Source organism: Clostridium frigidicarnis, assembly GCF_900111985.1.
GTDB lineage: Bacteria > Bacillota > Clostridia > Clostridiales > Clostridiaceae > Clostridium_Z > Clostridium_Z frigidicarnis.
This window is the reverse complement of record NZ_FOKI01000005.1, coordinates 170730-184753: the sequence shown is the minus strand read 5'-3', so window position 1 is coordinate 184753 and position 14024 is coordinate 170730. Positions and strand designations below refer to the sequence as shown.

The window sequence follows — 14024 nt, the reverse complement described above, 5'->3', positions numbered from 1 at the left end:
TTTTGAAATTCTCTTGTAATATAGGAGTTAGTATGTTAAAATACATATGTAACATACTAATAAACGAGGCATACAAAAGAGTGGGTCTTAAAACCCGCTCTTTCTATTTGTTAGAAACGCAACTTAAATAGAAGTTGCGTTTTTCGTTAATTATCTTATAAATTTAAATCTATTTATATATAATTACTTCTAAATGTGTAACACTATATTTAAGGAGGGATAAAGATGAAAAAAGAAGAATTATCAACTTCATTAGAAGGGTTAATAAAACCTGTTGTAGAAGAACTTGGATATGAACTTTATCATTTAGAATATGTAAAGGAAGATAGGGATTATTATTTAAGAGTATATATAGAAAAAGAAGAAGGTATAGGCCTTAGTGATTGTGAAAAAACAAGTAGAGCTTTAAGTGATGTTTTAGACGAGAAAGATCCTATAACAGAGGCATATTATTTGGAAATTTCATCACCAGGAATAAATAGATTTTTACACACATCAAAACATTTAGCTAATAGTATTGAAAAAACAGTATTAGTTAAACTAAATAAGAGCCTTAATAGTAAGAAAACTTATAAAGGTATATTAAAATCTTTTGATGATATGCATGTAAATCTACAATTAGAAGATAATACTGAGATAAATATTGATAGAGATAGTATAAAGTCTATAAATATAGAAGCATTTTAATAGGGGAGATTTAGAAGGAGGTTAACAAAAATGAACGAGGAATTTATAGGTGCATTGAGAGAAATAGTTAAGGAAAAAGGAATAAGCGAAGAGTTAATATTTCTTACATTAGAGGATGCACTTATAGCTGCATATAAGAAAAATTATTCTAAAAGTGCAGCTCAAAACGTTAGAGTAAGTATGTGTAGAGAAACTGGGGATATAAAAGTATTTTCTCAAAAAGAAGTTGTAGAAGAAGTTTACGACGATGTTATAGAAATTAGTGAAGAAGATGCAAAGAAAATAAGCCCAAGATATGAATTAAACGACATAGTTGAAATAGAAGTTACTCCAAGAAACTTTGGAAGAGTTGCAGCACAACTTGCAAAACAAGTAGTAGTGCAAAGAATAAAGGAAGCTGAAAGAAATATAATATATAATGAGTTTATAGAAAAAGAGTATGATATAATAACAGGTATTATAAGCAGAAAAGATAAAAACAATGTATATATTGATCTTGGAAAAATAGAGGCTTCACTGGGACCAAATGAGCAAATACCAGGAGAAGAATACACTTTTAATGATAAACTTAAGTTATACATAGTTGAGGTTAAAAATACAACTAAAGGAGCTCAAGTTATAGTGTCAAGAACTCATCCAGGTCTTGTTAAGAGATTATTTGAGCTAGAAGTTCCAGAAATATATGAGGGAATAGTTGAAGTTGATAGTATTGCAAGAGAAGCTGGATCAAGAACTAAGATATCAGTTCATTCAAATGATGAAACTATAGACCCTATGGGAGCATGTGTTGGACCAAAGGGATCAAGAGTTCAAAACATAGTTAATGAACTTAGAAATGAAAAGATTGATATAATAAAATGGAGCAAGTTACCAGAAGAGTATATTGCAAATGCATTAAGTCCAGCAAAAGTGCTAGATGTAACTGTAGATGAAGAAAATAAATCTGCTAGAGTAATAGTAGATAATAATCAATTATCTTTAGCTATAGGTAAAGAAGGTCAAAATGCTAGATTAGCGGCTAAGCTTACTGGATGGAAAATAGATATAAAAAGTAAGTCTCAAGTCGAAGAATAATTCCCTTAGAGAGGTGAAGTTTAATGAAGGTTAGAAAAATACCTCAAAGAATGTGTAACGGATGTATGGAGATGAAATCCAAAAAAGAACTCATAAGAATAGTTAGAAGCCCAGAAGGAATAGTCTCTGTAGATTTGACAGGTAAAAAGCCAGGAAGAGGGGCTTATATATGCAAAAGCGAAGAATGTTTAGAGAAAGCATTTAAAACAAAAAGATTAAATAGAAATCTTCAAACTACTATAGACGAAGATATATATGCTTCTTTAAAGGATGAGATAAAAAATGGATAAACGTTTCTTTAGTTTTCTAGGTCTCACTAAAAAATCTGGAAATTTAGTCGATGGATATAATAAGTGTGAAGAGTATATAAAAAGAAGTATACCTAAGTTATTTATAATGTCTAAAGATCTTGCAGAAAATTCCAGGGAAAAATTTTTGAGATTTTGTGATAATAATAATATACCAGTTATAGATGGACTGGATAAAGAAGAATTAGGCTATGCAATAGGGAAATCAGAAATTAAAATCATTTGTGTAAAAGATGAGAATATGGCTGAAAAACTACTGCAATTAAGTAAAAGCCTATAGGTCGTAACAAGCTAAATAATAATAAAAAAATTAATTATTATAAATTTAAGCTTGATTAAGGGACATATAAGTTAATAAAATTATTTTATAACTTATGGTCATCGTATAAAATTTACCGGGGGTGAATAGATTATGTCAAAAATAAGAGTATATGAATTAGCAAAAGAATTAGAGGTTTCAAGTAAGGACCTTATAAATCTTCTAATGGATGAATTCAGTATAGAAGTAAAAAACCATATGAGCGTAATTGAAGAAGAAGATGCGGAGTTAATAAAAGAATTAGTAATCGAAAACAAGAAAAATGAAGGTGACAAAAAAGGCATCGTAGAAGAATATGAAGAGATGATCTGCGAAGAGGTTAATTCTGTTAAGATTAAAAAAGTTAAAAAGAATCAGAATAAAGAAACTGTAAATAAGCAAAAAGATGAAACTTTAGAAGAAGAACCTATAGAAATAGAAATGGGCGAAACAATATTAGTAAAAGATTTTGTTGAGAAGTTAAATCAACCTCAAGCTGAAGTTATTAAAGCTTTAATATTTGCTGGAGTTATGGCAAACTTAAATCAAGAAATAGATTTTGCAACTGCAGAAAAGGTTGGAGAAAAGTTTAATGCTGTATTAGTAAAACCAGATGAAGAAGAATCTGTTAAACTTGAATCAGATGAAGAAGAATTGGTTGATGAAGAAAACTATGAGAAGAGACCTCCTATAGTTACAGTTATGGGACACGTTGACCATGGTAAAACTTCTTTACTTGATGCAATAAGAAAGGCTCAAGTAACTTCAACAGAAGCAGGTGGTATAACTCAACATATTGGAGCTTATACTGTAGATGTAAAGGGAGAAAAGGTTACTTTCTTAGATACTCCAGGACATGAAGCTTTCACAGCTATGAGAGCACGTGGAGCTCAAGTTACAGATATAGTTATATTAGTTGTAGCAGCAGATGATGGAATAATGCCTCAAACTAAAGAAGCGATTAATCACTGTAAGGCAGCTAATGTTCCAATGATAGTTGCAATAAATAAAATGGATAAAGAGGGTGCAAACCCAGATAGAGTTAAACAAGAATTAACTGAATTTGGTTTAGTAGCTGAAGATTGGGGTGGATCAACAATATGTGTTCCAGTATCAGCAAGAAGCAAAGAAGGAATAGATACTCTTCTTGAAATGATTGCATTAACAGCTGAAATAGAAGAATTAATAGCTAATCCTAATAGAAAAGCTAAAGGTACTGTTATAGAAGCTAAACTTGACAAAGGTAGAGGTCCAGTTGCATCTTTACTAGTTCAAAACGGAACATTAAATGTTGGAGACTCTATATTAGTAGGATCTACATATGGTAGAATAAGAGCTATGTTAGATGATAAAGGAAATAGAATCAAATCAGCAGGTCCATCTATACCAGTAGAAATATTAGGATTATCTGATGTTCCAGCAGCTGGAGATAGATTCAATGTTGTTAAGGATGAGAAAACAGCAAGAAACATGGCTGACACAAGAAAAGATAAAATAAAAGAAGATCACTTTAGAAGTTCAAATAGAGTATCTCTTGAAGACCTATACAGCCAAATTCAAGAAGGTAAGGTTAAAGAACTTGCAATAATAGTTAAAGCAGATGTTCAAGGTTCTGTTGAAGCTATAAAAGCATCTCTTGAAAAATTATCAACTGATGATATAAAGGTTAGAGTTATACATGGCGGAGTAGGAGCTATAACAGAAACAGATGTAACATTAGCAACTGCATCTAATGCAATAGTTATAGGATTTAATGTTAGACCTGATTCTAATGCAACAGTTGTAGCAGACAGAGAAGGTGTTGATTTAAAATCTTACAGAATAATATATGATGCAATTGAAGATGTTAAATCAGCTATGATAGGTCTTCTAGATCCAGACTTAAAAGAAGTTGTTCTTGGTAGTGTAGAAGTTAGACAAATATATAAAATATCTAACGTTGGAACAATTGCTGGATGTTATGTATTAAATGGAAAAGTAACAAGAAACAGTAGTGTAAGAGTAGTAAGAGACGGTATAGTTATATTTGAATCAACTCTTGCATCATTAAAGAGATTTAAAGATGATGCTAAAGAAGTAAACTCAGGATATGAGTGTGGATTAAGCATTGAAAAATTCAACGATCTTAGAGAAGGCGACATAGTAGAAGCTTTCATTATGGAAGAAGTTGAACGAAAAGAGCTTTAAAAAGCTTTAAAAAGGAGAGATTCTTTTGGCTAATTATAGAAGTGGAAGAATAAATGAAGAAGTAAAAAAAGAGTTAAGCCAAATCATAAGATGTGAAGTTAAGGATCCTAGACTTACAGCAATGATAAGCATAACTCAAGTTGAAGTAACCAAAGATTTAAAATATGCAAAAGTATATGTAAGTATCTTTGGAAGTGAAGAAGAGAAGGAAACTTGTCTTGACATATTAAAAAGCTCTAAAGGATTCATAAGAAAACAATTAGGTAGTAGAGTTAAATTAAGACATGTGCCTGAATTAATTATAGAACTAGATAATTCCATAGAACATGGAATGCATATAGAGTCTTTAATTAATAAAATAAAGGAGAATAAGTAAATATGGAAAATGTGGTAAAAGCGATAAACAAGTTTAAAAATATAGCTATAACTTACCACACTTCACCAGATGGAGATGCTCTAGGGAGTGCGTTAGCACTTCTTAGGGCATTAAAAAAATACGGAAAAAATCCATATATAGTTTCTAAGGATACTATAGGCAAGGATTTTGCTTATTTAAATTTTGAAAATGACATAAAAGGTGAAGTTGTAGAAGTTAAAGATGAAACAGAATGTCTTATAACAGTTGATTGTGGAAACGTTGAAAGGCTTTCAGGAGATTTTGATTTTGAAAATAAAAAATATTTTGTTATAAATATAGATCATCATTTATCAAATGATAAATTTGGGGATATAAATTATGTTGATACAAGTGCAGCAGCAACGGCGGAAATAATTTATAAATTGATAAAAAATATGAATATAGATATAGATAAAGATATAGCAAGTTGTTTGTATACATCGCTGTTAACAGATACAGGTTGTTTTAAACATTCAGGTACAAGTAAAACTACTCATGAAATTGCAGGTGAGTTAATTTCTACTGGGATAGATTTTACAAATATCAGAAGAGAATTATTTGAGAATAAATCTAAAAATAAAATACAGTTATATGGTAAGGTTATAAATAATTTAGAATTTTTAAATGACGATAAATTATGTATTATGACATTAACAATGGATATGTTAAAGGAGTTAAATTTAGAAGGTGAAGACACTTCAGATGTACTTTCATTAGCTTCTCAAATAAATACAGTCGAAGTTGTGGTTCTACTAAAAGAGACAGAAGAAAAAATTAAAGTTAGCTTAAGAGCAAAAAATTACTTTGATGTTAGAAATATAGCGGAACAATTTAATGGTGGTGGGCATATTAAAGCTTCAGGATGTGCTATAGCAGATGTTAAGTTAAATGAAGCTAAAAATAAAATTGTAGAAGCCATAAATAAGGTGGGGTTTAGATAAACAATGAATGGAATAATTAATGTATATAAACCAGAAGGGATTACATCATTTGATGTAGTTAGAGTTATTAAAAAAGTAGCTAATACTTCAAAGGTTGGGCATACAGGAACATTAGATCCGTTAGCTAAAGGAGTATTGCCAATATGTATAGGAAAAGGTACAAAACTTGTTGATTATATTATGGAAGGCAATAAAGTATATAAGGCTCAACTGAAATTAGGAGAAATAACAGATACATATGATAGAGAAGGTAAAATATTAGAAAGTAAAAGTTATTCTAATTTAACTGAAAAAAAAATAATAGAAGTTATGAGCTCTTTTAAAAAGCAATATGATCAAATCCCCCCTATGTATTCTGCTCTAAAAGTCAATGGACAAAGATTATATGACTTAGCTAGAAAAGGCATAGAGGTTGAGAGAAAAGGAAGACCTGTAACAATATATGAAATGGAAATATTAAATATAGATATTCCTTTTGTTAATTTTAGAGTAAAATGTTCTAAAGGCACATATATTAGAAGTATTTGCTATGATATAGGTGAAGAATTAGGATGCGGTGCATATATGACCAAACTAGAAAGAGAGGCATCCGGTACATTTAACATAGAAAATTCTATAAAACTAGAAAATTTAACATGTGATAATTTTTCAGAGAATTTAATTTCAATGGAGGATGCACTTAAAAGCTATGATTCTATTAGTGTAAACAATAATTTTTCTAAATTGTTGATTAATGGGGTTAGCATTATGGATAAAAGGGTTTATAATGAAAATATAAGAGAAAATAAAATATATAAGGTTTATAATGAGGAAGAAAATAAATTCTTGGGTCTTGGACAAAAGTTACCCAAAGGATTTAAAATAATAAAGTTATTGTTATAGGGGTAGTTAACATGGTTATAGTTGAAAAAGTTTTAGCTAATGATTTTAAAGAAGGAATATATATTGCATTGGGGAGTTTTGATGGTCTACATATAGGACATAGAGCATTAATTGATAAAATTAATGAAAAAGCAAAAGAAAAAAAATGCAAAAGTATGGTATATACTTTTAAAAATCATCCTTTGACTACTATAAATAAGGAAAAGGCTCCAAAGCTTATAATAAACAATGAAACAAAGGTTAGATTGCTTGAAAAGCTAGGAATAGATTATGCGGCATTTATAGATTTTGATGAAAAATTTATGAAAATGACCTCTGAGGAATTTATTGAAAATTTGGTTAAAACATTTAATGTCAAGGGAATAGTTGTAGGATTCAACTATAGATTTGGATATAAGAATTTGGGAGATACAGAATTACTACAAAAATTAAGTTGTAAATTTGACTTTGAGCTTATAATTATAGATGCTCTAATGGATGGAAATGATGTAATAAGCAGTTCATTAATAAGATATCTTATAAGGAATGGTCATGTAGATATATCAAACAAGTATCTAATGGAACCATTTTTAATGAAGGGTGTAATTATAAATGGTAAAAAGTTGGGGAGGACATTGGGATTTCCTACAGCAAATCTAAATTACAATAAAAATTCAGTGGTCCCTAAACAAGGTATATATTACACAAATGTAAAATATAATAAGAGAATTTTTAAAGGAATTACCAATATAGGGTATAATCCTACTGTAAATGGACAACAATTAACTATAGAAACGTTTATATTAGATTTTGATGAAGAAATATATGGAGAAACCATAGAAGTATATTTTATAAATAAATTTAGAGATGAAATAAAGTTTTCGTCTTTAGAGGAGTTAATAAGTCAATTGAAAATAGATGAGGCTTACGCTAGAAGTAAAGAAATATGTATAAAATAATAAAAAAATAATTTACAATGCATATTTAGTTTGATATAATAACCGTTGAAGAACCTATATCTAAGTTTTAAGAATGCCAACTTAATTCTTGGACTTAGGGGATAATATTTTGGAGGTGTTTTATACAATGATGGATAAAGCAAGAAAACAAGAGATAATGGACACATATGCAAGACATGAAGGAGATACAGGTTCTCCAGAAGTGCAAATAGCTTTATTAACAGAAAGAATAAACTATTTGACAGACCATTTAAGAACTCACAAGAAAGATCATCACTCAAGAAGAGGATTATTCAAAATGATAGGACAAAGAAGAGGTCTTCTAAACTACCTAACAAAGCAAGATATAGAAAGATACAGATCTATAATTGAAAAATTAGGATTAAGAAGATAATTTACTTAGAGCGGATTTTTCCGCTCTATTATTTTAAGAAATTAATAATTAAGAAAAATATGTTAATACTAACATATTATTAATAAAATTCGAGAGGAGGTCGTGTTATGCATCATACACTTGAAACTGTAGTTGCAGGTAGACCTATAAAAGTAGAATACGGAAAAGTAGGTATGCTTTCTAATGCAGCAATAATGATGAGCTATGGCGATACTGTTATATTAGTTAACGTAAATTCTTCTGAAAAGCCAAGAGATGGTATAGATTTTTTCCCATTAAGCGTTGAATATGAAGAAAGACTATATTCCGTTGGTAAAATACCAGGAGGTTTTATAAAAAGAGAGGGTAGACCTTCAGAAAAGGCCATATTAAATGGAAGAGCTATAGATAGACCTTTAAGACCGTTATTCCCTAAAGGATATAGAAATGATGTTCAAGTTGTTTGTACTGTTGTGTCAGTAGAAAACGACAACCTTCCTGAAATATTAGCTATTAATGCTGCATCAATGGCATTAAGTATATCAAGTATTCCTTTTGTAGATCCAGTAGGAACAGTTTCAGTAGGATTAATAGATGGAGAGTTTATATTAAATCCAACTACAGAACAAAGAGCAAAAAGCTCTATGGCATTAACTGTTTGTGCAACAAGAGAAAAAATTATGATGATTGAAGCAAATGGAGATGAAATAGCTGAGGATACAATGTATGAGGCTATAATGTTTGCATTTAAAGAATGTCAGAAGTTAGTTGATTTCCAATATGAAGCTATTGAGAAATTTGGAAAGAAAAAAGCTAAATTCGAAGTTCATGCAGTAAGCGAAGAATTAGAAAAAGAAGTTAGAGATTTTGCTTTCGATATGATAAAAGAAGCTATGTATATAATAGATAAAGATGTTAGAAATGAAGCAATGGATAATGTTAAAGAGAAGATAAAAGAGAACTTTAACGAAAAGTATCCAGATGATTCGTCAGATATATCAGATGTTGTATATAAAATTCAAAAAGAAACAGTAAGAAATATGATTTTAAAAGAAAAAAGACGTCCAGATGGTAGAGAGTTCAATCAAATAAGACCTATAAGCTGTGAAGTTTCATTACTTCCTAGAACTCATGGAACAGGACTATTTACTAGAGGATTAACTCAGGTTATGACTGTTGCAACTTTAGGTGCTATTGGGGATGTTCAAATTATAGATGGAATAGGTGAAGAAGTATCTAAGCGATATATGCATCATTATAATTTCCCAGCTTATAGTGTTGGAGAGGTTAGACCGTTAAGAGGTCCTGGAAGACGTGAAATTGGTCATGGAGCATTAGCAGAGAAAGCTTTAGAACCACTAATACCATCAGAAGAGGAATTTCCATATACAATAAGACTTGTGTCAGAAGTATTAAGTTCAAATGGGTCAACATCTCAGGCAAGTGTTTGTGGAAGTACGTTAGCATTACTTGATGCAGGGGTTCCAATAAAGAGACCAGCAGCTGGAATAGCCATGGGACTTGTTACAAGTGAAGATTTATCACAAGAGGAAATTTTAACAGATATACAAGGTATAGAGGATTTCTTTGGAGATATGGACTTTAAGGTTGCAGGAACTGAAAAGGGAATAACAGCTATACAGGTTGATACAAAGTTAAAAGGATTATCTAATAACAGTGTTAAAATCAGTATAGAAAAAGCTAGAGATGCTAGATTATTCTTACTTGAAAAAATGAAACAATGTATACCAACTACTAGAGAAGAAGTTTCTTTATATGCACCTAAGACTTTTACTATAATTATAGAACCAGATAAGATAAGAGATGTAATAGGTGTGGGTGGAAAGACTATTAATAAAATAATAGCTGAAACTGGAGTTAAAATTGATATAAAAGAAGATGGAAAAGTGTTTGTAACAGCAGTAGATTCTGCAAGTGGAAAGCAAGCAATTAAAATTATAGATGATTTAACTAGAGAAGTTAAAGCAGGAGAAATATACCTAGGAAAAGTAATTAAGATAGCAACTTTTGGTGCTTTTGTTGAGATACTTCCTGGTAAAGAAGGATTAGTTCATATATCTAAACTTGATGTTAACAGAGTTAACAAAGTAGAGGATATTGTATCAGTAGGGGATGAAATTTTAGTTAAGGTTACAGAAGTAGATTCTCAAGGGAGAATTAACTTATCTAGAAAAGATGCCATAAAAGATGATGAAGCTGAAACAAAAGAGGATAACAACTAAAATAGAAGGGCATAGCAATGCCTTTTTATTTTTTTATATTATGGAGGAATTTATATTTATGTACAATGTATTTAAGCTAAATAATGGGTTAAGAGTTGTGGTAGAAAATATAGATTATATTAATTCAGTAAGTGTTGGATTATGGGTAGAAAATGGGTCAAGAAATGAAAGTAAATATAATAATGGTATATCACATTTTATAGAACATATGTTTTTTAAAGGAACTGACAATAGAACTGCTAAGGAATTAGCAGAAGTTATTGAGAATGTTGGAGGGCAATTGAATGCCTTTACTGGTAAAGAGGCAACATGCTATTATATAAAGGCATTAAATAGTCATTTAGATTTAGCGTTAGATGTACTATCAGATATGATGTTCAATAGTATATTTAGTGAGGAAGAAATAGAAAAAGAAAAAAGTGTTGTAATAGAAGAAATAAATATGGGTGAGGATTCACCAGAAGAAGTTTTATCTGATTTACATAGTCACTGTGTTTGGGGAGAAGATTCAATATCTTACCCAGTATTAGGAACAGAGGACACAGTAAAATCTTTTAATCAAGATATGATTAAAGAGTACATAAAAAATCATTATACACCAGATAAAACTGTGATATCAATTTGTGGAAATGTTAAACAATATAATATAGAGCAACTAATAGAAAAATATTTTTCAAACTGGAAGTGTGATAATAAGCAACTGGTTATTTATTCTGCACCCCCTATATTAAAGCAAGTTGAATATAGAGAAAAGCCTATTGAACAGGTTCATCTTTGCTTGGGATTAAAGGGAATTCCTATAGGGCATGATGATGTATACTCATTACTTCTTATAAATAATGTCTTTGGTGGTACTGTATCTTCACGTCTATTTCAAAAGGTAAGAGAAGAATTAGGACTCTGTTATAGTATATATTCATATAGTTCTTCCTATATTAACACAGGTGTATTAAATATATACACAGGTGTATCACCTAAATATGTTTACGATACAATAAATGTTATAAAAAAAGAAGTAGAGGATTTTTGTAAGAATGGAGTTAATGAATTTGATTTATCAATAGCTAAAGAACAAATAAAAGGAAATTATATTTTAGGATTAGAAAGCACAAGCAGTAAAATGTTTGCCAATGGACGTTCTATAATGTTTTTAAATAAAATATACACTCCTGACGATATAATACATAAAATAGATTGTATAAATAAGGATAGTTTAACGAATATAATGAATGAAACATTTAATAAGGGAATATACAATTGTTCATTAGTGGGTAAAAATCTAAACTTAGAAAAACTGAATTCGATTATATAAAAATCCTTTGTAATAATAGTATGTTTATGTATCATATATTGAAATATAAGCATAGTATTAGGAGGATTATAATGGAGGAAAATACAAGATATTTTAGTGAATTAGAAAGGTTTGAGATAATAAATATTAACGATGGAGAAAAGTACAATTATTTAAGCAACAATGATCTTGTTATAGATGATGAGGGAAATTTCAAGTTGCTTATTATAAATAATAATCAAAGTAAGTTTAGCTTTTTTAATAATAGTGAATTTTTAGAAATACCTTGGGAATATGTCAAAAAGATTGGGGTAAGAACTATAATAGTAGATATAGAGGATAATTTAATGAAAAGAAATAAACTTTAAACATTCAAGGGGGATGAAAAATGAAAGTACTGATTCAAAAATTTGGAGGAACATCTGTATCAACTAAGGAAAGAAGAACTAGGGTAGTAGAAAAAGTTAAAAAAGCTATTGAAGATGGGTTTATGCCTGTAGTTGTTGTATCGGCTATGGGAAGAAAGGGTGAACCTTATGCAACGGATACGTTGTTATCTTTAATAGACAATGAATTTAAAAATACTAATCTGCAATCTGCAGACTTATTACTAAGCTGTGGAGAAATCATAAGTTCTGTAATTATGAGCAATGAGCTTTTTGATTCTAATATAAAAGCACTACCTTTAACAGGAGGTCAGGCTGGTATAATTACAAATGAAAATTTTGGTGATGCAGAAATATTAGAGGTAAAGACTGACAATATAACTAAAATACTAAGAGATGGAATTGTACCGGTAGTAACTGGGTTCCAAGGATGTACAGATAAAGGGTGCTTTACAACTTTAGGAAGAGGTGCTAGTGATTTCACAGCTGCAGTGTTAGGTGTTGCTCTTAAGGCTAAAGAAATACAGATATATACTGATGTTGATGGTATAATGACGGCAGATCCTAGAATAGTTAAGAGTGCGAATTTAATAGACACAATTAGCTATAACGAGGTGTTCCAATTTGCAGATCAAGGAGCCAAGGTAATACACCCAAGAGCTGTAGAAGTAGCAATGAGGGGAAATATTCCTTTAGTTATAAAGAACACCATGTCAGAATCTAAGGGAACTCTTATAAATAGTATAGGAGATGAAAAATCAAATTCAATTCTTACAGGAATAACTCATATGGGAAATAGAGTTCAAATAAATATATTAAGACAAAATAATAAGGACAATGAAAATGTCGATAAGTTACTTGATATATTAGCAGAAAATCATGTGAGTTTAGATCTTATAAATATATTTCCTAGGCAACAAGTCTTCACAATAGATAATAAAGACTTTAAACAGGTTGATGACATAATGAAAAAGTTAAATATAATTTATGAGAGTATAAGTAATTGTAGTAAGTTATCTATAATTGGATCCAGAATGAAGGGTATACCAGGAGTTATGGCTAAAATCTTAAAGTCTTTAAAAGATGAAAATATAGAGGTTTTACAAACTGCAGATTCTCATACAACAATATGGTGTTTAATATATAGTGATTCTATAGAGAAAGCTATAAATGTTATTCATAAAAGTTTTATGCCATAGTATAATACTCTTACTATATGAACAAACTAAGTTTATATAGGAGGGGTAATTATGTGTAATGATTCAAATAGAGAAAGAGATGAAGAGAATAATAAAGAAAATCAGGAGTTAAAGTCAATAAAAGAATTAGGAACAACTAATTTGGTGGATAATGATAGTGATAAAATACAAATTTTGCCTATTATAGGACAAATAGAAGGGCATATAGTATTGCCACCTCAAAGTAAAACTACAAAGTATGAGCATATAATACCTCAACTTGTAGCTATGGAACAAAGTAAAAGGGTAAAAGGTATTTTAATTATGTTAAATACTGTTGGGGGAGATATAGAAGCTGGGCTTGCTATTTCAGAGATGATAAGAAGTTTAAGCAAACCTACGGTATCGTTAGTTATTGGTGGTGGCCACTCAATAGGAGTTCCTCTTGCTACAGCTGCTAGATATTCATTTATATCTCCATCTGCTACCATGATTGTACATCCTATAAGGATGAATGGACTTGTGGTTGGTGCACCTCAAACTTTTGCATATTTTAATAAAATGCAAGAAAGAATAGATGAATTTATAGTGAGAACTTCAAAAATAAATAGAAATAGACTAAAAAATCTTATGATGCAAACTGATGAATTAATGAATGATACAGGAACAATACTTATTGGAGAAGATGCTGTAAAAGAAGGTCTTATAGATGAAGTTGGTGGAGTAAAAGAAGCTTTAAATAAGCTCAATGAATTTATAGAAGATATAAATCAAAATTAAACCATAGGCTTAACCTATGGTTTAATTTTGTCACAAATAAAAAAGGATATTATTTCAACAT

15 protein-coding genes are annotated in these 14024 nt (G+C 29.9%); all 15 read left to right on the top strand.

Features of this window, described 5'->3' with window-relative positions; translation table 11 throughout:
• Positions 1-225 precede the first annotated feature (225 nt).
• The 15 genes from rimP (at position 226) to BM119_RS04610 (ending at position 13963) form a co-directional block, all read left to right on the top strand.
• Positions 226-687: a ribosome maturation factor RimP gene (gene rimP / locus BM119_RS04680; protein ID WP_090039332.1), complete on the top strand. Its 462-nt coding sequence runs from the start codon at positions 226-228 to the stop codon at positions 685-687.
• A gap of 30 nt (positions 688-717) precedes the next feature.
• Positions 718-1761, top strand: a complete 1044-nt coding sequence (nusA, locus tag BM119_RS04675) for a transcription termination factor NusA (RefSeq protein ID WP_090039330.1) — start codon at positions 718-720, stop codon at positions 1759-1761.
• Positions 1762-1784: 23 nt separating this feature from the next.
• Complete coding sequence (gene rnpM, locus BM119_RS04670; protein ID WP_090039328.1) at positions 1785-2051, top strand: RNase P modulator RnpM; 267 nt, start codon at positions 1785-1787, stop codon at positions 2049-2051.
• The gene (locus BM119_RS04665; RefSeq protein WP_090039325.1) at positions 2044-2349 is read left to right on the top strand and encodes a ribosomal L7Ae/L30e/S12e/Gadd45 family protein; all 306 of its coding nucleotides are present in this window, start codon (positions 2044-2046) and stop codon (positions 2347-2349) included. Before rnpM ends, BM119_RS04665 begins: the two co-directional genes overlap by 8 nt.
• Before the next feature lie 132 nt (positions 2350-2481).
• A complete protein-coding gene (gene infB / locus BM119_RS04660; RefSeq protein WP_090039323.1) occupies positions 2482-4554 on the top strand; it encodes a translation initiation factor IF-2 in 2073 nt (690 codons plus the stop codon).
• Positions 4555-4579: 25 nt separating this feature from the next.
• On the top strand, positions 4580-4930 hold the full coding sequence (gene rbfA / locus BM119_RS04655; RefSeq protein WP_090039321.1) for a 30S ribosome-binding factor RbfA: 351 nt from the start codon (positions 4580-4582) through the stop codon (positions 4928-4930).
• A gap of 2 nt (positions 4931-4932) precedes the next feature.
• Positions 4933-5892: a DHH family phosphoesterase gene (locus BM119_RS04650; RefSeq protein WP_090039319.1), complete on the top strand. Its 960-nt coding sequence runs from the start codon at positions 4933-4935 to the stop codon at positions 5890-5892.
• Between the two features lie 3 nt (positions 5893-5895).
• Positions 5896-6774 (top strand): tRNA pseudouridine(55) synthase TruB, encoded by an 879-nt coding sequence (truB, locus tag BM119_RS04645; protein WP_090039317.1) that lies wholly within the window; start codon positions 5896-5898, stop codon positions 6772-6774.
• 11 nt (positions 6775-6785) lie between these two features.
• Positions 6786-7712, top strand: coding sequence for a bifunctional riboflavin kinase/FAD synthetase (locus BM119_RS04640; RefSeq protein WP_090039315.1), 927 nt, complete (start codon positions 6786-6788; stop codon positions 7710-7712).
• Positions 7713-7842: 130 nt separating this feature from the next.
• Positions 7843-8106 carry a 30S ribosomal protein S15 gene (gene rpsO, locus BM119_RS04635; RefSeq protein WP_090039364.1) on the top strand — a complete coding sequence of 88 codons (264 nt, stop codon included), beginning with the start codon at positions 7843-7845 and terminating at the stop codon, positions 8104-8106.
• A gap of 107 nt (positions 8107-8213) precedes the next feature.
• Positions 8214-10328, top strand: coding sequence for a polyribonucleotide nucleotidyltransferase (locus tag BM119_RS04630; RefSeq protein ID WP_090039313.1), 2115 nt, complete (start codon positions 8214-8216; stop codon positions 10326-10328).
• Positions 10329-10386: 58 nt separating this feature from the next.
• Positions 10387-11640: a M16 family metallopeptidase gene (locus BM119_RS04625; protein WP_090039363.1), complete on the top strand. Its 1254-nt coding sequence runs from the start codon at positions 10387-10389 to the stop codon at positions 11638-11640.
• A gap of 71 nt (positions 11641-11711) precedes the next feature.
• A complete protein-coding gene (locus BM119_RS04620; protein ID WP_177199308.1) occupies positions 11712-11987 on the top strand; it encodes a YlmC/YmxH family sporulation protein in 276 nt (91 codons plus the stop codon).
• Between the two features lie 20 nt (positions 11988-12007).
• Positions 12008-13204 carry an aspartate kinase gene (gene dapG / locus BM119_RS04615; protein WP_090039311.1) on the top strand — a complete coding sequence of 399 codons (1197 nt, stop codon included), beginning with the start codon at positions 12008-12010 and terminating at the stop codon, positions 13202-13204.
• Between the two features lie 51 nt (positions 13205-13255).
• Positions 13256-13963: a ClpP family protease gene (locus tag BM119_RS04610; RefSeq protein WP_090039309.1), complete on the top strand. Its 708-nt coding sequence runs from the start codon at positions 13256-13258 to the stop codon at positions 13961-13963.
• Positions 13964-14024 lie beyond the last annotated feature (61 nt).